This is a genomic window from Massilia endophytica (assembly GCF_021165955.1).
Lineage (GTDB): Bacteria > Pseudomonadota > Gammaproteobacteria > Burkholderiales > Burkholderiaceae_D > Rugamonas > Rugamonas endophytica.
Window position 1 is genome coordinate 4,872,999 of sequence record NZ_CP088952.1, and the last position, 19,083, is coordinate 4,892,081.

Sequence of the window (19,083 nt, forward strand, 5' to 3'; positions counted from 1 at the left end):
GCTTTCCCCTATTCTGCCTGTTGCCGCGGGCTCCCTGCGGCGTCCCGGATGAGGAACTAGCGATGCGCCTGCGCCATATTGAAGTCTTCCACGCCATCATGCAGGTCGGCACCATCAGCGGCGCCGCCCAGGTCTTGCACATCTCGCAACCGGCGGTGACCAAGGTGCTGCAGCACTGCGAGCTGCAGCTCGGCATGCCGCTCTTCGAGCGCGTGCGCGGCAAGCTGTATCCCAAGCCGGAGGCGCACCGCCTCTTTGCGGAAACGGAAAAGCTGAACCGCGACCTGCAGGGCATCCGCCGCCTGGCGGCCAGCCTGAAGGGGCGAGCGGTCGAAACCATCCGCCTCGTGTCCACGCCCACCGTGGCCATCAGCGTGCTGCCCCAGGCCATGTCGGCCTGGCGCAAGGATTTCCCGAATACCCGCTGCGAGCTGGCCACCCACCACACGAGCGAAATCGTCAACACCCTGCGCCTGGGCGAGGCCGACCTCGCGCTCTCGCTGCAGGACCCGCGCCACCCCGGCATCGTGGCCGAACCCCTGGCCCAGGGCCTGATGACGGTGATGGCGCCCGTCGGCACCTGGCGCGACGACGAGCTGGGCAAGCCCCTGTCGGCGGAAGGCCTGAGCGGCGAGCTGATCGGCTACACCGACAACGACCCGCTGGGCGAGCTGGTGGTGGCCGCCTGCGAAGCCCAGGGCATCCACCCCGTCTTCCGCACCGTGGTGCAGACCTACCAGATCGCCCGCTCCCTGGTGGAGGCGGGCGGCGGCATGGCCGTGGTCGATCCCTTCACGGCCGCCTCGGCCCTGCCGCAGCGCGTGCAGCGGCGCCCGCTGGAACCGGCCATTCCCATCCAGCTTTATCTCCTCACGGCCGGGCATTCGCCCCTGTCGCACGGCGCCCGCCAGCTGGCGGACTGCATCGGCTCGGCGGCCAGGGCCTGCCTGGAGAAAGGGCTGGCATGAACCGCACTATCCGCAGCGAAGAGGTGCCGGACAGTCCCGACTACCGGCACCTGAGCGGCATTGCCGGTATCGGCGTCGACCTGCGCTATGCCACGCCGGACAATTTCGTCGGCCGCGACCTGTATTCCCCTCTGGACTGCGCCTGGCTGCACCGCGACGCGGCGGCCGCGCTGGAGCGGGCAGTGGCCTGGCTGGCCGAGCGCAAGCCGGGCTACTCCTTCCTCATCCTCGATGCGCTGCGTCCCCACCGCGTGCAGGAACAGCTGTGGGAGGCGCTGCAGGGCACGGACTTGCTGATGTACCTGGCCGATCCCGCCAAGGGCTCCATCCACTCCTTCGGCATGGCGCTGGACATCACCATTCTCGATCCCGAAGGGCGCGAGCTGGACATGGGAACGGGCTTCGACGACCTCACAGAGCGCTCGCATCCGGCGCTGGAAAAGGAACTGCTGGCGCGCGGCGAGCTCACGGCGCAGCAGGTCGCCAACCGCCAGCTGCTGCGCGACGCCATGTCGCACGCGGGTTTCGTCGGCATCAACAGCGAGTGGTGGCACTTCGACTGCGGCGACCGCGTCCAGGTCCGCGCCCGCTACACCCGCGTCCTCTGATCCGCGGGTGCCCGCGCTTACTGGATCGTTGCGCTGGAGTGGGCGACCCAGTCGATCAGGGCGTCGGCGATGCCGCGGCCGATGCCCTTGCCTGCGTTCTCGTGGTTGACCATCGCCACCACGATGCACTGGTTGCCGTCAGCATCCGGCACGTAGCCCGCCACCGCCACCACATCCCACAAGGTGCCCGTCTTGATGCGGGCGCGCGAGGCGGCCACGCTTTCCTTCAGGCGCCGCCGCATGGTTCCGTCCACGCCCACGATGGGCAGGCTGGCCTGGAACTCCGGCGCCCACAGCGATTTCTGCGCCGCCTTCAGCAGGCCCGCCATCTGCACCGGCTTGATCCGCTCGGTGCGCGAGAGGCCCGAGCCGTTGTCCAGCACCAGGCCCGTGTCGTCGATGCCGTGGCGGCGCATCCAGTTGCGCACCACCTGCTCCGCCAGCGCGGAGGTCGAGGACGGGACGGCGTTCGCCGCCGTATCTCCGCCGCCCGGCGCAGCGCCGCCCTGGGCCGCGGCCAATGAGGCCATCTGCGTGGCGGCGGGCAGGGGACGGCTGCCCAGCACGGGATCGGTCTGCAGGCTGCCCAGGCTGAGGTAGATGGTGCGCGCCAGCGCATTGTCCGAAGGCTTGTTGGTGTCGCGTACGATTTCGGGCAGGGCGCGCGAGACGTGTTCCACCAGCAGGCGCGTGCCGTCCGGCGTTAGGCCTGCCGCCACGGTCACGGCAGGCAGGGCATTCGAATCGGCGGTGACGGCTGCGGCGGGCGCCGAGGCCGCAGCCTGCGCGCTGGCCGCGCGTTCGACCCAGGCCGTGTGCTCGGCCAGGCCCACATCGCGCACCTTGCCGCCGAAGCTGCCGCCCAGGCGCGTCCAAATGCTGCGGAACATGCGCGCCGTGTACTCCTGGCGGTCGATCACGTTGATGCTGGTGCTCTTCTTGCAGTGGCGCGGGAAGGTGCCGTGCAGCTGCACCACGATGCGGTCGCCCTTGCGCGAATAGTCAGGCACTTTCCAGCCGTCTTCCCATTTGGCGCAGTCGCCGTCGGTCAGGGTCATGTCGGACTGGATCGAGACTTTCTCCAGCGCAGGCAGGTGGTTGAAGCGCAGGGTCTTGTCGTCCGAGGTGATCTCCACGCGCAGCATGTTCATGTTCAGCAGCAGTGCGTCCGGGATCACGTTGTAGTAGGCCTCGGGCGCCTCGTCGAAAGGCGCCACGCCCAGGTCGAGCCGGGAGGGCTGCCACAGCTGGCGGTCCAGCACCAGGTCGCCCGCGATGCGCTTGACGCCCAGCATGCGCAGCTTTTCCAGCATGTGCACGAAGGCGTCCTCGTTGAAGTCGGCGTCCGCGCCGCCGCGCAGGATCAGGTCGCCCTTCAGCACGCCGTTCACGATGTCGCCGTTGCTGCGCAGTTCGGTGCGACCGCGGAAAACGGGGCCGAGCTCTTCCAGCCCGACGATGGTGGTGACCAGCTTCATGGTGGAGGCAGGCGAGCGCGGCTGGTCGGGATAGTTCGAGACCAGCACCGTGTCGCCGCGCAGCACCAGCACGCCGATCGCTTCCTCCGGAATGCCGCCCGCCGCCGCGAGGCGGGCCACCGGCTCGGGCAGCGTGGCCTGGGCCAGGCCGCAGGCGGCGAGCAGGGTGGCGAGAACGAGGCGGCGCAGCTTCATGACAACTCCTTATCCGAAGAATACATAGGCCACCCCGATGGCGGTGATCACACCGGCGAGGTCGGCAATCAGGCCACAGGATATCGCATAGCGCGTGCGGCGGATGCCTACCGAGCCGAAATACAGGGCCACGATGTAGAAAGTGGTGTCGGCCGAACCGTTGAAGATGCAGGCCAGGCGGCCGACGAAGGAATCCGGACCGTAGGTTTTCATGGTGTCGATCATCATGGCCTTGGCGCCGCTGCCGCTCAGCGGTTTCATCAGGGCGGTGGGCAGGGCGGACACGAAATCGGTGTTCATGCCCAGGGCGCTGAAGATCCAGGTGAAGCCGTCCACCACGAAGCCGAACACGCCCGCGTTGCGGATCACGCTGATCGCCACCAGCATGCCCACGAGATAGGGGATGACGGTGATCGAGGTCTGGATGCCGCCCTTCGCCCCTTCGATGAAGGCGTCGTAGACGTTCACGCGCTTGCGCAGCGCCCCCACCAGGAAGATGGTGATCACCCCCATGAGGATGGCGTTGCTGACCACCTTGGAGACCACCTGGATCTCCTCCTTGCTCAGCACCTGGGTGAAATACCAGATCACGCCCACGATGGCGGCCGTCATGCCGCCCATCCAGCCCAGCAGCACGCGGTCGAAGAGGTTGATGCGCTGGCGGATCGACACGGCGATGATGCCGGTGATGGTGGCCACGTAGGTGGCGATCATGCAGGGAATGAAGATGTCCGAAGGATCGGCCGCGCCCATGATGGAGCGCTGGGCCATGATCGCCAGCGGAATCAGGGTCAGGCCCGAGGTGTGCAGCACCAGGAACATGATCTGGGCGTTGGTGGGCTCCTCCTTGTTGGGATTGAGCGTCTGCAGGCTTTCCATGGCCTTCAGGCCGAAGGGCGTGGCGGCGTTGTCCAGGCCCAGCAGGTTGGCCGAGAAGTTCATCACCATGTGCCCGGTGGCCGGGTGCTCCTTCGGCACTTCGGGGAAGATGCGCGAGAAGAAGGGGGCGATGATCCTGGCCAGCCAGTTGATGGCGCCCGCCTTCTCGCCGATGTTCATGATGCCCAGCCACAGGGTCATCACGCCGGCCAGAGGCAGGGCGATATCCATCACGCCCATGCGCGCGGTCTCGAAGGTGCCGTCGATGACCTTCTTGAAGATTTCCGTATCGCCCAGGAAGAGCCACTGCGCCACCGCAGCCGCGAAGCCGACCAGGAAGAAGCCGGACCAGATATATGTGAGTGACATGCGCGCGAATTCCCTGAGACTTGTGTGGAAGAGCAATTTTGCAGCGAAAGTATAGGCCCAGCCCGGTCCGTCCGGATGAAAGAATGCGGGTCGTCCATGTGAAAAAGTTATGAGCGCCGCGGCGGAATTCATTGCCGGGCTCCGGCGCCGTGCTTTATGCTCACCCCGCAACCTGAGGAAACGCAGACATGAAGAGATTCTGGAAACTGGCCGCCTGCGCCGCGGCGCTGGCCATGCTGGGCGGCGCGCCGTCCGTAACCGCCCAGTCCGCCAGTCCGGCGGGCGGGGAGAAGGTGCTGCACGCCCTGCTGTCCACGGGCGAAACCGGCCTGGACCCGGCCGTCGCCTCCGACCTGGCCAGCCTGAGCCTGCTCGAAAACCTCTTCGATCCCCTGCTGCGCTACGACTACCTGGCCCGGCCCGTGAAGCTGCAGGCCAACGCCGCGCGCGCCCTGCCCACGGTGGACGCGGCGGGCACCACCTGGACCTTCCAGCTCAAGCCCGGCATGCTCTTCGCGCCCGACCCCGTCTTCCAGGGCAAGCGGCGCGAGGTCACGGCCGCCGACTATGCCTACAGCATCAAGCGCCTCTACGACCCGGCCCTGAAGTCGCCCTGGCTCTTCCTTTTCGAGGACAAGCTGCTGGGGGACGAAGCCTACCGCAAGGGCAAGTTCAGCTATGCCACCGAGATCCCCGGCATCCAGGTGGTGGACAAGTACACCCTTCGCCTGCGCCTGAAACAGCCCGACCCCAGCCTGCCCTTCTACATGGCCCTGCCCGCGACGGGCGCCGTGGCGCGGGAGGCGGCCGAAGCCTATGGCAGCCAGCTGGGCAACCACCCCATCGGCAGCGGTCCCTTCCGCATGGGCGAATGGAAGCGCACCGACAAGATCACCCTGGCCGCCAACCCCGACTACCACCTGCGCTTCCACGCCGGAGCGGACGTGGCGCCCGCCAGCCGCCCCATCGCCCAGGCCCTGGAGGGCCGCCGCCTGCCCCTGGTGGACAAGGTGGAGGTGAAGATCATGGAGGAATACCAGTCGCGGGTGCTGGGATTCCTGAACGGGGAATTCGACTATATCGAGCAGCTGCCCGAGTCCATGCGCGAAATGGTGCTGGACCCGGCGGCCGCCAGGCCCGCCCTGCGGCCGGAGCTGGCGGCGAAGGGCATGGTGCTCTACCCCTTCCCCGTGCTGCAGACCTACTACATGTGGATGAACATGGAGGACCCCGTCATCGGCGGCTACAGCAAGGAGAAGGTGGCCCTGCGCCGGGCCATAGCTTTAGGCTATAACGGTCCGGAGGACGTGGCCCTGCTGAAGAAGGGCCTGGCCATTCCCGCCCAGTCCCCCCTGCCGCCCAATGTGCTGGGCTACGACCCGGCCTACCGCAGCCCTATCGCCTATGATCCCGCCCTGGCGCGCGCCCTGCTGGACCGTTTCGGCTACAAGACGGGCAGCGACGGCTTCCGCAGCCTGCCCGACGGCCGCCCCCTGACCCTGGTCATGCACAGCGAGCCCACCATGGTGGGCCGCCTGCGCGACGAACTGTGGCGCAAGAACCTGAACGCCATCGGCCTGCGGGTGACGTTCAAAACGGACAAGAAGACGGAAATCATCAAGGCTTCCCGCCTGGGCAAGGTGATGATGTTCGAAACCAACTGGATCGCCGATTTCCCGGACGGCGACAATTTTTACCAATTGTTGTATGGCGGCAACGCTGGAAGGGCAAATTATTCACGCTTCAACCTGCCCGAGTTTAACCAGAGGTATGAACAAGCCAGGCTGCTGAGCGACGGGCCCGAACGCAGCAAGCTCTATCATGAAATGGCGCAGTTGTTGCACGCATATAACCCCTGGGTGCCTTTGACCCATCCAATCTCGGCGGATATCCGTCAATCGTGGCTAAAAAACTACATACGCCACCCTGTGGAACTGACGAACTGGCGATATCTCGACATCGATCCCGAGGCGCGTTCAGGCGCCGCTAAAATAAGCCGCTAGAAAAAATCATAACTTTATTCCTAAAGGTTATGGCCTGGCCTGCAATTTTCATTGGCTGGCGAGATTTGCATCGCGCTAACCTGACCCGACAGATAAAAGCAATGCAAGGACATTGCGCCTGGCCATCCGGACACACAAATTTAAGGGAGAGTCCCCGTGAAGCTTAAAAAGCTGGCGCAACTGATTGCGCTGATTGGTGTAGTAGCCCCTGCCGTTGCGCAGGAAGCCATCCAACGCGTCGAAATCACCGGTTCGAGCATCAAGCGCGTCGCCAAGGAAGGCGCCCTGCCGGTGCAGGTGCTCACTTTCGATACCATCGAGAAGTCGGGCGTGACCGACACCGAATCGCTGATGCGCATGATCGCCGCCAACGGCACCGGCGCCGACAACATGACCTCCGGTAACAACGTCTTCGGCGCCGACGCCGACCGCGTGTCCGGCGGTGCATCGTTTGCGTCCCTGCGCGGCCTCGGCCCGAACGCCACCCTGGTGCTGCTGAACGGCCGCCGCCTGGGCAACCACGGCGCTTCCGGCAAGGCGGTGGACCTGAACTCCATTCCCCTGGGCGCCATCCAGCGCGTCGAGATCCTGAAGGACGGCGCCTCGGCAATCTACGGTACGGACGCCATCGGCGGCGTGGTCAACTTCATCCTGAAGACCAATTACACGGGCCTGGAAGCGGCCGCCACCCTGAACGGCACGGAAGCGGGCGGCGGCATGCAGCGCCGCGCGTCCCTGCTGGGCGGCCTGGGCAATGTCGAAACCGACGGCTGGAACATCATGGCCAGCGTCACGCATGACAACAACGACAAGCTCTCCTCCACGCAGCGCGACTTCGCCAACGGCTACCAGCCCCTGCGCGGCCTGTCCCCGGATACCACCGGCACCCCCTACGCCAACATCCTGACCGGCGCGGGCACCGCCCTGGGCACCGGCTTCAAGATGCCGGGCGACAGCACCACCTACCTGCAGGCTGGCCTGCTGAGCCTGCAAGGCAAGTGCGACACCATTCCGGGCATGTCCCAGTACGCCACCGACCTGTGGAAGGACATCACGGCGCCCGTGCGCACCAAGTATTCCTGCGCCTACGACTACGGCGGCGACTATGTGATGAGCTACCCGGTCGAGCGCACCAATGCGGTCTCGCGCGGCACCTTCAAGATCAACGACGACCACCGCGTCTACGTTGAGCTGCTGGGTTCGCGCACCGAGGCCACTGCCGAGCTGACCCCGGTCCAGATCTCCACCAGCCTGGCCAACGGCAATGCCTATCCGGTGAACGGCCCTTACTACCAGGACCTGTCGGCCTATATCCCGACCTACGACAAGACCAAGCCCATCATCTACAAATGGCGCATGACGCCGTGGGGCAACCGTACGCAGAACAACGTGACGGAGAGCTGGCGCGGGCTGGTGGCCGCCGAGGGCACCCTGCTGGGCAAGTATGACTACAAGGTGGGCCTGTCCAAGTCCACCAGCACCACCCAGACCGACCTGGTCAACGGCTACGCCTGGAACGACAAGATGTACGCCGTGCTGGGCAGCGGCATCGTGAACCCATGGCTGGCCCCGGGCCAGACCCAGACCCAGGCGGCGATGGACGCGATCAACGCCTCCAAGTACATCGGCGCCTTCCAGCACGGCCGCACCACCATGACCCAGCTGGACGGCTCGATCTCGGGCGAAGTGTTCAAGCTGCCGGCCGGCGCCGTGTCCATGGCCGCGGGCTTCGACCTGCGCAAGGAAACCTATTCCTTCGGCCAGGACGTGGACGCCACCAAGATCCTGCTCTCGCCGGGCAACGCTCCCTTCCCCGAAGCCACCCGCTACGTGCGCGCCGTCTACGCCGAAGCCCTGGTGCCCGTGCTCAAGGACCTGGAAGTGCAGCTGGCCATCCGCCGCGACAACTACAGCCTGATCGGCGCCACCACCAACCCGAAAGTGGCCTTCCGCTACCAGCCGACCCAGAACCTGCTGTTCCGCGGCTCGGCCAACGAAGGCTTCCTGGCGCCGAGCTTCTACCAGGCCTACGCGGGCCGCCTGTCGCAGGAACTGCCGAACGGCGTGACCGACCAGGAACTGAAGGCCAAGGACCCGACCCATCCGGAACGCTGGTCCATTCCGCGCCTGAACTACCGTACCGGCGGCAACCCGAACCTGAAGCCCGAGACCTCCAAGCAGGGCACCCTGGGCGTGGTGTTCGAGCCCTTCACCGGCTTCTCGGCTTCCGTGGACTGGTGGGCGATCAACATCAAGGATCGTATCCTGAACCGCACCCCGCAGACCGTGCTGAACAACTGGCAGTACCTGCAGGACCAGATCATCCGCAAGGCGGACGGCACCATCGACTACGTGGAAGCGGGCTGGATCAATGCGGCCGGCCTGAAGACCCGCGGCGTGGACCTGGGCCTGCGCTACGACGTCAAGGTGCAGGGCTACAAGGTGGTGGCGACCATGGACGGCACCTATATGGACAGCTTCAAGTTCGCCGAATTTGAAGGCCAGCCGTACAAGGAGCAGGTGAGCATGTTCAACACCCGCGACGTCTACCTGCGCTGGAAGCACAATATGACGGTGACCGTGGCCAAGGGCAACTGGAGCACGCTGCTGACCCAGCGCTACGCCTCCGGCTACAACGACCAGCTGCCGAACGGCGGCAAGGGCACCCCGCCGGCCGGCTTCGATCCGCGCGTGCACCACTACACCAAGTACGACGCTTCGGTGACCTACACGGGCTTCAAGAACACCACCCTGACGGTGGGCATCCAGAACCTGTTCGACACCGATCCGCCATTCACCGCCCACAACGTGGACGAAGTGGTGGGCGCAGGCTGGGATCCCCGTGTTGCCGACCCGCGCGGCCGTTCGCTGTCCTTCAATCTGAAGTACAAGTTCTTCTGATTAGCCGGCGCAGTTTTGGCCGCCTGATGGCGGCCTCCCTGGCCGCTGCCGCCCTGCCGGCGGCAGCGGCGCCTCGACGCAAGAAATCCATGCACTCTTCCCCGGCACTGATCAAACCGCCCCGCCTCCAGGCAGGCGACACGGTGGGCCTGATCGCGCCCGCAGGACATACCGACGCGCCTTCCATCGAGAAGGCCGTGCGCAATATCGAAGCCCTGGGCTTCAAGGTGAAGCTGGGCCGCAACCTGGAGGCTGTGTTCGGCAACTACGCCGGGGTGTGGCAGCAGCGCCTGGACGATTTCCACGGCATGTTCGCCGATCCCGAGGTGAAGGCCATCTGGGCCATCCGCGGCGGCTCGGGCGCCATGCAGCTCCTGCCCCACCTGGATTACGGCCTGATCCGCAAGAATCCCAAGATCCTGGTCGGCTATTCCGACATCACGGCCCTGCACCTGGCCATCCACCGCCACGTGGGCCTGGTGACCTTCCACGGCCCGGTGGCCGTGTCCACGCCGTCCGACTATTCCATGACGCACCTGTTCAATGTGCTCATGCGGCCGGAGGAAGGCTATGTCATCCCCATGGCCCTGGAGAACAGCCGCAAGGCCGAGGAGTCGCCCGAGTACGCCATGCGCACCGTGGTGCCGGGCGTGGCCACGGGCCGCCTGATGGGCGGCAACCTCTGCCTCGTGTCGGCCCTGGCGGGCACGCCGTACGCGGCCGACTACAGGGACTGCATCCTCTTCCTGGAGGAAGTGAACGAGGCGCCCTACCGCGTGGACCGCATGATGATGCAGCTGGACATGAACCGCCCCTTCAGCCAGGCGGCGGCCGTGATGCTGGGCATCTTCGAGAAATGCGGCCCGGCCGAGGGCGACATCTCCCTCACCCTGGACGAGACCACGGACCAGCACCTGCGGCCCCTGGCGATTCCGGCCGTGACGGGCTATTCCTTCGGCCACATCCGCAACCAGTTCACCCTGCCCATGGGTATCCGCGCCACCCTGGACACGGAACGCCAGACCCTTACCCTGCTGGAAACGGCCGTCAGCTGAGCCCTTCTGCCGGGCGTCGCCTGCCGCGCGGCGCCGCTAGAATGGCCCCATGCCGATACTCAACCGCAAGGCCGTGGCCCAGGTGCTCGGCCATCCGCTGGGCTTCGCCCTGCAATGCCTGAAAGGTTTCCGCGCCAACCAGGGCCTGCTGCTGGCCGGCGCCGTCGCCTACTATTCGCTGCTGTCCATCGTGCCCCTGCTGATGCTGGTGGTGGTGGCGCTGTCCCACGTCATCGCGCCGGACGAGCTGCTCTCCACCATCGGCCACTACCTGGAATGGCTGGTGCCGGGCCAGTCGCGCGCCATCGTGGAGGAGGTGGCCCACTTCCTCGAACACCGCGAGCTGGTGGGCTGGTTCCTCGTGCTCACCATGCTCTTCTTCAGCTCCCTGGCGTTTACCGTGCTGGAGAATGCGATGTCCGTCATCTTCCTGCACCGGATAGAGCTGCGCCGCCGCCACTACCTGATCTCGGCCATCCTGCCCTACTGCTACATCCTCTGCCTGGGCATCGGCGCCCTGGTCATGACCCTGGTGGCGGGCAGCCTGCAGGTGATCGGCGCCGAGAGCGTGCGCCTGTTCGGCTATGCCTGGTCGCTGCACGGCCTGTCCGGCGCCCTGCTCTACATGCTGGGCCTGGCGGGCGAGGTGCTGCTGCTGAGCTCGATCTACATGGTGATGCCGGTGGGCCGCCTGTCCTGGCAGCATGCCCTGATCGGCGGGGCCACGGCGGCCGTGCTGTGGGAGATCGTGCGCCACGTGCTGGTGTGGTACTTCTCCACCCTGTCGCAGGTGAACGTGGTCTACGGCTCCATGACCACGGCCATCGTCGTGATGTTCAGCCTGGAAATCGGCGCCACGCTGCTGCTCTTCGGCGCCCAGGTGATCTCGGAATACGAGCGGGTGGTGCAAGAGACGGAAGCGGCGCAGGCGCAGTGAGCGCCCCGCGCCGCCAGGCTTATTGCGGCAGCCCGTTATAGCCTTCGGCCAGTTTCTGCAGCTGGTGGATGACCCGGTCGGCCGGCAGGGCCACGCCCGGCTTCCAGTCCACGCGGTTGTCCTCCAGCACCGGCGTGAGCATCAGTTTGCCTTCCTCGCGCCGGCCCACGAAATAGGCCTGCAGGGCGGGCACCTTCACCACGAAGTCGCCGGCGCCGCGGCGGTAGCGGGTGAGGGCGCGCGCCACGGCCGCATTGCCCATGTCCGTGGCGCGGTAGCCGTCGCCGGCCTGGGTCACGAAGACGGCGCAGGCCACCCGTTCGCCCACTTCCACCGGGTAGAGGGTGCGCTGGACATTGGTCAGCAGGTCGGGGCTGCCTTCCACCGGCATGGCGCGCAGGGCGTCCAGCCGCACGTGGTAGATCGCCATGGGCGCGCCCAGTTTCGCGCGCTGCACCTCCTCGCGCGAATTGAAGCCCAGGCGGGCGAAGTTGCTGTCGTTGACGATGGCGGCCAGGGTCTTCAGCCCCGCCTCCGCCGCTGCCGCCCCGGTGGCGGAAGGCTGCGGCTGGCTGGCCGAGCCGGAGTCGCCGTGCCGCGAAGGCATGCTGTGGCAGGCGCCCAGCATGCAGGCGGCGGCGATCACGCAGGCGTTGGTTAGAGTGCGCATCATTGCCCCCCGTAGGTGATGTTGTAGTAATCGTTCCAGTGGGTGTGGTGGCCCGCCTGGCTGACATAGTGGCTGTAGGTGATCACGCTCTCCGTGCCGCCCGACAGGGTCTGCAGGTTGGTGTGCGGCAGCGGGTCGTTGATGTCCACGTACTGCACATTGCCGACGGTGAGGTAGCCCTTGAGCACCATCATGTGGCCGCCCCCGCCGGGCCAGTGCCAGCTGAAGGCCACGGGCTTCTTGCGGCAGTAGATCTGGCTGCGCACCTGGGCCCAGGTCAGGGCCGTGTCCGAAGTCTGGTCGGCGGTGAAGCCGTATTTCTCGTACTCCGGCCAGCCGCCGTTGTTGCAGCTGCCGCCGTTGTTGTTGCAGCAGCCGGACAGGCCGAAGCGGTTGTTGGCCTGGGTGCACTGGGCCACGTCGTGGCCGAGGTAGCGCATCGTCATCTGTCCGCTGGCGGCCCAGCACCAGTTGGAGGCCTGCTGGGGCAGCGTGGGCACGTCGACCGTGGCCACCAGGGGCGGATTGCAACAGGCGGAGAGCAGCCCGGCAAGGGGCAGTCCGCACAGGAAGGGGATGAGTTTCATGCCGTAGTCCTCCTCAGTGGTTTGACAGTGACCAGAGGAGATAGTGGGCTTATCGCGGCGGCGCCGCCAGCGCGAAGGCAGGGGGCGCTTGAGTTCGCTCAAGCGCCATCATGACGCGCGGTAATTCCTCAGGCGGCGGGCAGGGTAATGGTGAAGCGGGCGCCGCCCAGGGGGGAGGTATCGACCTTCAGGGCGCCGCCGTGCAGGTTGACGGCCTTGCTGGCGATGGACAGGCCCAGGCCGAAGCCGCCCGTGCTGCGATCGCGGCTGCGGTCCAGGCGGTAGAAGGGTTCGAACACTTTTTCGCGTTCCGATTCGGGAATGCCGGGGCCGTCGTCCTCGACCACGATGGTGACGCCGCCCAGCTTGCGCGTGGCCGACAGGGCCACCTTGGCGTTGGCGTACTTCTGGGCGTTGCGCAGCAGGTTGCCCGTGGCCCGCTGCAGCAGGCGCTGGTCGCCGTAGTAGGTGCCCATGCCGTCCGGCACGGCCACGTCCAGCGACACAGGGGAGGGAGGCAGGGAGTTGGCGCAGCTGCGCAGGGCCTCGGTGACGTCGAAGGTCTCGTAGCGCAGGGGAGCGTCGCTGTCCATGCGGGCCATGCCCAGCAGCTCGTTGACCAGCGACTTCAGTTCGATCAGGTCGCCCTGCATGCCGCCGATGCGCATCTGCAGCACCTGGTCGCGCTGCACCGTGTCGTACAGCAGCTCGAAGGCGAATTCCAGGCGGGCGATGGGGGTGCGGATCTCGTGCGAAACCGAATGCAGCAGGCTGCGCTGCGATTCCAGCAGGGTCTCGATGCGGTCGGCCATGTGGTTGATGCGCTCGGCCAGGGGATAGATGCTGTCGCCCGGCTGCATCTGGGCGCGCGCCTTGAGCTGGCCGGCGCCGAACTTGTCGGCCACCCGCATCAGGACCTGTAAGCCCTTCCAGTGGGAACGCGACCAAAAGCCGATGGGAATGAGCAGGGCCAGGGCCACGATGAGGTAGCGCACCGCCTCCACCTGCAGGGCGACGCCGATGTCGATGGGCAGGTCCTGGGCATGGATGGCCTCTTCGTTGCTGCCGATGTATTTGTCGCCCGCCAGGTCCACGCGGCGGAACAGGGCCTTGTGCGGGATGTCGATCACCACCTCGCCCCGCTCGAAGGCGTCGCGCTCCTGCTCGGGCAGGCTCTTGCGCGCGATGGCCAGGGGCACGAGGTCGATGCGCACGTCCGACACTTCGCGGATCTTGTTCAGGCGGTCCAGCCATTCGTCGGCCGGGGCCTGGTCCACGTACTGCTCGAGCAGGAAGATCTGGGCCGCGGCCTGGCGCCGGGCGATCGCTTCCAGGGGATCACCGAAGAGCCGGTTTATGGTGAAATAGACAATGAACGCAGCCACGCTGATCGACAGCATCACGAGGATGAAGAAGCGGAAGAACAGGCGGTTCATGTTGCCATTGTATAAGAACAAGTCTGGCCAAAACCTGCCTAGACAAATTTATGACAAAAAGGGTACATCTGGCGGTGGATTGGCTACGGTGCGCTGTCTAAGATGAATAGTCTGATCACAGGAGTGTTTCATGAGCAAATTTCAACCCGTCTTTAACGCCCTGCCGCTGATCGGGGCTCTGCTCCTGGCCGCCTGTGGTGGCGGCGGTACGGCAGCCCCGGCTGCGCCGCAGACGGCGGGCGGGAGTCCTGGCATCGCCGTGGGCGAGCCCCATCCGGGCGCCCCGGCGCGCGACGAATTCGTGGCGCTGGCCAAGGAAGGCCAGTGCGCCGACCTGCGCAACCGCCTCTACGTCATCGACGGCAAGCAGGTCCTGTGGGACCGCGCCGGCAGCTGCGCCGACAACACCGAGGGCCTCACCCTCTACGGCCTGACCCCGGGCCAACTGCTGTGCGCCAGCAGCGACACCATCGCCGGACCGCGCACCAGCTGCACCGATGAAAGCTTCCGCAGCATGTTCGATACCATCTCCAAACACCGCGAAGAGGCGGACCTGGGCCTGGGCGCCAGCCATCAGGTGGAAGTGCTGAGCTTCCTGCCCAAGCCCGGCCCCGTGCCCTTCGAGTCCCTGCTGCAGGACGACTACTCCGGCGTGACCCTCAAGCAGAACGTGGTCATCCGCGACGCGGCCAGCTTCGAGCGCCTGTGGAACGCCCATTTCCTGGGCCGCAGCCCGGCCGAACCCCTGCCGAAGATCGATTTCGCCCGCAAAATGGTGGTGGGCGTCTTCACGGGCGCCCAGCCGACGGGCTGCCGCTCCGTGGCCATCACCAAGGCGGCCGTGGAAGGCCGCCAGATGACCGTGGAATACGAGATCAGCACCCTGATGACCATTGCGATCTGCACCCAGGCCAATACCGCGCCCATGAGCCTGGCCGTGGTGGACCGCAGCGATGGCGCCGTGGAGTTCGTCAGCATCACCCCCGAACACCTGCCTTTCAGCAGCCTGGACCTGGACAATAACTCGGGCATTACCAAGGCCCAGACCGCCATCGTGAAGGATGCGGCCACCTGGTCGGCCCTGTGGGCCCAGCACAAGCGCAACGCCGTGCCCGCCCTGCCGGAGCCCGTGGTGGACTTCAACAAGTTCATGGTGGTGGCCGTGTTTGCAGGCAGCAAACCCAATGGTTGTTATTCCACCACGCTGAGTAATCTCTACCGTAGCGGCCGGGTGATCAACGTCACCCGCATCGACCGCCTGCCTGCGCCCGGCGCCGTCTGCACGCAGCAGATTACCTCGCCCGCGCACCTCATCATGATCGAGCGCAGCGATGACCCGGTCGAGGTGGCGGTGCGTACGGTTTCGTGATCGCAACTGACGCGCGGACGCCAAGCCGGATAGAATGGCAGACATTCGATATTTCTGAGTGTCAATATGTCAAGACTCTGCGTGCTGGCGCTGGCCGGAATCTGCAAGCTGGCCCTGGCCCAGACCCCGGCCGCAAATCCCATGCCTGACGGAAGCCGGGACATGTACCTGGGACTGGGCGTGCAGTCCGCCCCCCGTTACGACGGGGCGAGCGGCCACCGCAGCACGCCCCTGCCCGTGATCCAGTTTCAGTGGAGCAATGGTCTCTTCGTATCCGGCATGAGCGCCGGCCTGCACCTGTCGCAGCAGCCCTGGCTGGAATACGGCCCGCTGCTGGCGCTGGCGCCCGGGCGCACGGCCTCCGGCTACCACCAGTTCCGCCTGGGCTCCGTCAACGACGGTTCGGGCAGCCCGATCGACACGCTGCCGCCGCGCCGCTCGGCAGGCGAGTCCCTGCTGGACGACGGCTACGACGGGGATTATGAGGAAGATCCGCCCACGATGAACCGGCTGGAGGGCATGTTCGTGGTGCATCCGCGGGTGGTGGGCGGCGGCTTCCTGAATGTCTACCTGTCCCCGCAATGGCGGGCGACGGGCAAACTGCTGTATGGCGCGGGCAATGCGCGGCGCGGCCTGCTGGCCCACTTCGCCCTGCAGCGCCTGGCGCTGGAGCCGGCGCCCAACCACACGCTGGCCCTGTCGGCCGGCGTCACCCTGGTCAACCGGGCCTACAGCGCGACCTATTTCGGCGTGCTGCAGGAAGAGGCCGACCAGAGCATCAACCCGGTCTATGCGCCCGGCGGCGGCCTGCAGGATGTGCGGGCCGGCGTGCGCTGGAACTGGTGCTTCAGCCCCTCCTGGATGCTGACGAGCGGCCTCCAGGCCACCCGTTACCTGGGCGATGCAAAAAAGAGCCCGCTCGTCGAGCGGCCCACCAACTACACCGTATCCACTGCGCTGGCTTACCGCTTCTGACATGCCGACGACCGTCCGACTCCTCTCCGTGCTCCTGGGCCTTGGCCTGGCGGTGCACAGCTGCGCCCTGCAGGCGCAGGACGCGGGCTGGGTCAGCTACCGGGATGCCTACCGCAGCATGGTCCTGTTCGCGAAATACGGCAAGGCCAAGAATTTCCTGCAGAACCACTACCAGGTCATCCCGCGCGACCCCGGCGCCACCCTGGACGGCCTGCGCCTGACCCTGAGCGGCAAGACCACCCAGCTCAGCCTGCCCCTCGACGCCACGGGACGCACCAGCTTCCCCCTGCTCAAGGCAGCCTACGACGAGAACGCCATGCTGGTGCTGAACCGCAAGATCAGCCAGTTCAGCTTCCAGCCCCGCCTCTCCATCGTGCCGCGCCTGGACGGCGTGTACGAGGCGGCCGACCTGCGCACGGCCTGCGACCAGGCGCTGCAGTACATGCGCTATACGGACGCGGGCTACAACACCCGGCGCTGCGTGGGCGTGCGCTTCGCCTTCCCCAAACGCAGCGACGCCTCCGTGCGCGTGCGCGATCCGGACCGCGAGTCCGGGCTGGCGCCGAACGACGGCGCCGCCTTCGACGGCGAGGCGAACAAGGATTTCCGGGTAATGGTGTACCGCTTTGCCGACTGGCCCGAGCGGGTGCAGGTGATCAGCCAGCAGGCGCCGGTCGCGATTGCGCCGGTGATCGAATAAAGCGGCTCAGCCCCAGGCCGAGGGGGAGAACAGGTAGCCCTCGCCCCACACCGTCTTGATCTTCTCCGACTCGGCGTCGTCGAACTTGCGGCGCAGCTTGGAGATGCTGTTGTCGATGGAGCGGTCCAGGCCGTCGAACTCGATGCCGCGCATCTTCTTCAGCAGGGCGTCGCGCGAGAGCACGGTGCCTGCCGATTCGGCCAGCACCAGCAGCAGCTTGTATTCCGTATTGCTCAGCACGCAGGGCTCGCCGCGCCAGGTCACGGTGCGGTCGCTGGTGGCGATGGAGAGGTTGCCGAACACCAGCATGTCGCTCGGCTGCTTGTTCTGTGCGCGGCGCAGCAGGGCCCGCAGGCGGGCCAGCAGCACGCGCGGCTGCACGGGCTTGTTGATGAAATCGTCCGCACCCTGTTCCAGCAGGGACACCTCGTCGTAGGAATCCTCGCGCGCCGTCATGATCAGGATGGGCACCTCGCTCAGGTCGCGCAGCTGGCGGCAGACCACCATGCCGTCCAGGCCGGGCAGCATCAGGTCCAGCACCACGATATCGGGCGGCGCCGCCTTGAAGCGGCCCACAGCCTCGTCGCCGCGGCTGACCACATCCACCTTGAACTCATACCCTGCGAGATACTCCGTGACCAGGTCGGCCAGGCGGGCATCGTCTTCCACCAGCATCACTTGATACATGCGCATTCTCCTTCGGTGTCTATTGTATAAGAGCAATGACCAAAAATGCACAAAGCCAACTGATTGCGGACAATTAGATACAGTTTCGGGACAAACCCCGGGACAATCAGAGCGCGCGGGCGATCAGCAGCTTCTGGATATCGCTGGTGCCCTCGTAGATCTGGCAGACGCGGACATCGCGGTAGATGCGCTCGACCGGGAAGTCGGACACATAGCCGTAGCCCCCGTGCACCTGGATGGCATCCGAGCAGACGCGCTCGGCCATTTCGGAAGCGAAGAGCTTGGCCATGGCGGCCTCCTTCAGGCAGGGCAGGCCCGCGTCCTTCATCGACGCCGCGTGCAGGATCAGCTGGCGCGCCGCCTCGATCTGGGTCGCCATCTCCGACAGGCGGAACTGCACCGACTGGTGGTTGAAGATGGGCTGGCCGAAGCTCTCGCGCTCCTGGGAATACTTCAGGGCCGCCTCGAAGGCCGCGCGCGCCATGCCCACGGACTGGGAAGCGATGCCGATGCGGCCCCCTTCCAGGCCCGAGAGAGCGATCTTGTAGCCCATGCCCTCCTCGCCGATCAGATTTTCGGCCGGGATGCGGCAATTCTCGAAAAGGATCTGCGCCGTATCGGAAGAATGCTGGCCCATCTTCTGCTCCAGGCCGGCGACGATATAGCCGGGGGTGGAGGTGGGCACCCAGAAGGCGCTGATGCCCTTCTTGCCGGCCGCCTTGTCGGTGACGGCCATGACGATGGCCACGTCCGCGTACTTGCCCGACGTGATGAACTGCTTCACCCCGTTCAGCACATAATGGTCGCCGTCGCGGGTGGCGGTGGTGCGCAGGGCCGCGGCGTCGCTGCCGGTGTGGGGTTCGGTGAGGCAGAAGGCGCCCAGCATCTCGCCCTGGGCGAGGGGGCGCAGCCACTGCTCCTTCTGCTGCGGGTTCGCATACATCATGGCGATGCTGCACACGGGGCAGTTATTCACGGAGATGATGGTCGAGGTGCCGCCATCGCCCGCGGCGATCTCCTCGAGCACCAGGGCAAGGGACACATAGTCGAGCCCCGCCCCGCCCAGCTCCTCGGGCACGGCGACGCCGAAGGCGCCGAGGGCGGCGAGCTCCTTGAGCTCCTGTTTCGGGAAATAGTGTTCCTTATCCCAGCGCGCCGCGTTTGGCGCAATGCGCTCCTGCGCATAGCTGCGCAGCGCGTCCCGGATCATCTGATGCTCTTCACTTAAAATCATGTCTCTCTCTATTCATGAGCCCGTGTCCAAGT

General features: G+C 66.1%; 16 protein-coding genes. 9 read left to right on the forward strand and 7 right to left on the reverse strand.

The annotated features are described in order from the left end of the window. Positions 1-62: 62 nt before the first annotated feature. Together LSQ66_RS22420 and LSQ66_RS22425 are read left to right on the forward strand one after the other, a co-directional pair. On the forward strand, positions 63-968 hold the full coding sequence (locus tag LSQ66_RS22420) for a LysR family transcriptional regulator (protein WP_231767378.1): 906 nt from the start codon (positions 63-65) through the stop codon (positions 966-968). Then, positions 965-1,576 carry a M15 family metallopeptidase gene (locus tag LSQ66_RS22425; protein ID WP_231767379.1) on the forward strand — a complete coding sequence of 204 codons (612 nt, stop codon included), beginning with the start codon at positions 965-967 and terminating at the stop codon, positions 1,574-1,576. The genes LSQ66_RS22420 and LSQ66_RS22425 overlap by 4 nt, the downstream gene beginning before the upstream one ends. 17 nt (positions 1,577-1,593) lie before the next feature. On the opposite strand, the gene LSQ66_RS22430 is transcribed toward LSQ66_RS22425, so the two are convergent. Together LSQ66_RS22430 and LSQ66_RS22435 are read right to left on the reverse strand one after the other, a co-directional pair. Then, complete coding sequence (locus LSQ66_RS22430) at positions 1,594-3,249, reverse strand: D-alanyl-D-alanine carboxypeptidase/D-alanyl-D-alanine-endopeptidase (protein ID WP_231767380.1); 1,656 nt, start codon at positions 3,247-3,249, stop codon at positions 1,594-1,596. Between the two features lie 9 nt (positions 3,250-3,258). After that, positions 3,259-4,497, reverse strand: a complete 1,239-nt coding sequence (locus LSQ66_RS22435; protein WP_231767381.1) for a nucleoside recognition domain-containing protein — start codon at positions 4,495-4,497, stop codon at positions 3,259-3,261. Positions 4,498-4,685: 188 nt separating this feature from the next. On the opposite strand from LSQ66_RS22435, the gene LSQ66_RS22440 reads away from it, so the two are divergent. The 4 genes from LSQ66_RS22440 to LSQ66_RS22455 all read left to right on the forward strand — a co-directional run bounded on the left by LSQ66_RS22440 (position 4,686) and on the right by LSQ66_RS22455 (position 11,393). Then, complete coding sequence (locus tag LSQ66_RS22440) at positions 4,686-6,500, forward strand: ABC transporter substrate-binding protein (RefSeq protein WP_231767382.1); 1,815 nt, start codon at positions 4,686-4,688, stop codon at positions 6,498-6,500. A 156-nt stretch (positions 6,501-6,656) separates the two neighbouring features. Next, positions 6,657-9,401, forward strand: coding sequence for a TonB-dependent receptor (locus tag LSQ66_RS22445; RefSeq protein ID WP_231767383.1), 2,745 nt, complete (start codon positions 6,657-6,659; stop codon positions 9,399-9,401). A 26-nt stretch (positions 9,402-9,427) separates the two neighbouring features. After that, entirely contained in the window at positions 9,428-10,456 is a 1,029-nt protein-coding gene (locus tag LSQ66_RS22450) for a S66 peptidase family protein (RefSeq protein ID WP_231767384.1), read from the forward strand. 49 nt (positions 10,457-10,505) lie between these two features. Then, positions 10,506-11,393 (forward strand): YihY/virulence factor BrkB family protein, encoded by an 888-nt coding sequence (locus LSQ66_RS22455; RefSeq protein WP_231767385.1) that lies wholly within the window; start codon positions 10,506-10,508, stop codon positions 11,391-11,393. A 19-nt stretch (positions 11,394-11,412) separates the two neighbouring features. Here LSQ66_RS22455 and LSQ66_RS22460 read toward each other — a convergent pair whose 3' ends face one another. The 3 genes from LSQ66_RS22460 to LSQ66_RS22470 form a co-directional block, all read right to left on the reverse strand. Then, a complete protein-coding gene (locus LSQ66_RS22460) occupies positions 11,413-12,066 on the reverse strand; it encodes a hypothetical protein (protein WP_231767386.1) in 654 nt (217 codons plus the stop codon). Continuing rightward, positions 12,063-12,650 (reverse strand): papain-like cysteine protease family protein, encoded by a 588-nt coding sequence (locus LSQ66_RS22465; RefSeq protein ID WP_231767387.1) that lies wholly within the window; start codon positions 12,648-12,650, stop codon positions 12,063-12,065. Before LSQ66_RS22465 ends, LSQ66_RS22460 begins: the two co-directional genes overlap by 4 nt. Before the next feature lie 128 nt (positions 12,651-12,778). Next, positions 12,779-14,086 carry an ATP-binding protein gene (locus LSQ66_RS22470; RefSeq protein WP_231767388.1) on the reverse strand — a complete coding sequence of 436 codons (1,308 nt, stop codon included), beginning with the start codon at positions 14,084-14,086 and terminating at the stop codon, positions 12,779-12,781. 130 nt (positions 14,087-14,216) lie between these two features. Here LSQ66_RS22470 and LSQ66_RS22475 point away from each other — a divergent pair, with 130 nt between their 5' ends. The 3 genes from LSQ66_RS22475 (at position 14,217) to LSQ66_RS22485 (ending at position 17,130) form a co-directional block, all read left to right on the forward strand. After that, positions 14,217-15,455 (forward strand): protease complex subunit PrcB family protein, encoded by a 1,239-nt coding sequence (locus LSQ66_RS22475; protein WP_231767389.1) that lies wholly within the window; start codon positions 14,217-14,219, stop codon positions 15,453-15,455. A 66-nt stretch (positions 15,456-15,521) separates the two neighbouring features. Next, positions 15,522-16,430, forward strand: a complete 909-nt coding sequence (locus LSQ66_RS22480) for a MipA/OmpV family protein (RefSeq protein WP_231767390.1) — start codon at positions 15,522-15,524, stop codon at positions 16,428-16,430. A 1-nt stretch (position 16,431) separates the two neighbouring features. Beyond that, a complete protein-coding gene (locus tag LSQ66_RS22485; RefSeq protein WP_231767391.1) occupies positions 16,432-17,130 on the forward strand; it encodes a hypothetical protein in 699 nt (232 codons plus the stop codon). Positions 17,131-17,136: 6 nt separating this feature from the next. Here the strand turns inward: LSQ66_RS22485 and LSQ66_RS22490 are convergent, their stop codons facing one another. Together LSQ66_RS22490 and LSQ66_RS22495 are read right to left on the reverse strand one after the other, a co-directional pair. Next, positions 17,137-17,817, reverse strand: a complete 681-nt coding sequence (locus LSQ66_RS22490) for a response regulator (protein ID WP_231767392.1) — start codon at positions 17,815-17,817, stop codon at positions 17,137-17,139. Between the two features lie 106 nt (positions 17,818-17,923). Next, positions 17,924-19,051, reverse strand: a complete 1,128-nt coding sequence (locus LSQ66_RS22495; protein ID WP_231767393.1) for an acyl-CoA dehydrogenase family protein — start codon at positions 19,049-19,051, stop codon at positions 17,924-17,926. Between the last annotated feature and the right edge of the window lie 32 nt (positions 19,052-19,083).

Bases quoted from the DNA above. Each gene is read 5' to 3' on its own strand.
- LSQ66_RS22435 (WP_231767381.1), bottom strand. From the start codon at position 4,497: ATGTCACTCACATATATCTGGTCCGGCTTCTTCCTGGTCGGCTTCGCG.
- LSQ66_RS22455 (WP_231767385.1), top strand. From the start codon at position 10,506: ATGCCGATACTCAACCGCAAGGCCGTGGCCCAGGTGCTCGGCCATCCG.
- LSQ66_RS22430 (WP_231767380.1), bottom strand. From the start codon at position 3,249: ATGAAGCTGCGCCGCCTCGTTCTCGCCACCCTGCTCGCCGCCTGCGGC.
- LSQ66_RS22425 (WP_231767379.1), top strand. From the start codon at position 965: ATGAACCGCACTATCCGCAGCGAAGAGGTGCCGGACAGTCCCGACTAC.
- LSQ66_RS22485 (WP_231767391.1), top strand. From the start codon at position 16,432: ATGCCGACGACCGTCCGACTCCTCTCCGTGCTCCTGGGCCTTGGCCTG.
- LSQ66_RS22440 (WP_231767382.1), top strand. From the start codon at position 4,686: ATGAAGAGATTCTGGAAACTGGCCGCCTGCGCCGCGGCGCTGGCCATG.
- LSQ66_RS22475 (WP_231767389.1), top strand. From the start codon at position 14,217: ATGAGCAAATTTCAACCCGTCTTTAACGCCCTGCCGCTGATCGGGGCT.
- LSQ66_RS22460 (WP_231767386.1), bottom strand. From the start codon at position 12,066: ATGATGCGCACTCTAACCAACGCCTGCGTGATCGCCGCCGCCTGCATG.
- LSQ66_RS22450 (WP_231767384.1), top strand. From the start codon at position 9,428: ATGGCGGCCTCCCTGGCCGCTGCCGCCCTGCCGGCGGCAGCGGCGCCT.
- LSQ66_RS22480 (WP_231767390.1), top strand. From the start codon at position 15,522: ATGTCAAGACTCTGCGTGCTGGCGCTGGCCGGAATCTGCAAGCTGGCC.
- LSQ66_RS22490 (WP_231767392.1), bottom strand. From the start codon at position 17,817: ATGTATCAAGTGATGCTGGTGGAAGACGATGCCCGCCTGGCCGACCTG.
- LSQ66_RS22495 (WP_231767393.1), bottom strand. From the start codon at position 19,051: ATGATTTTAAGTGAAGAGCATCAGATGATCCGGGACGCGCTGCGCAGC.
- LSQ66_RS22465 (WP_231767387.1), bottom strand. From the start codon at position 12,650: ATGAAACTCATCCCCTTCCTGTGCGGACTGCCCCTTGCCGGGCTGCTC.
- LSQ66_RS22470 (WP_231767388.1), bottom strand. From the start codon at position 14,086: ATGAACCGCCTGTTCTTCCGCTTCTTCATCCTCGTGATGCTGTCGATC.
- LSQ66_RS22420 (WP_231767378.1), top strand. From the start codon at position 63: ATGCGCCTGCGCCATATTGAAGTCTTCCACGCCATCATGCAGGTCGGC.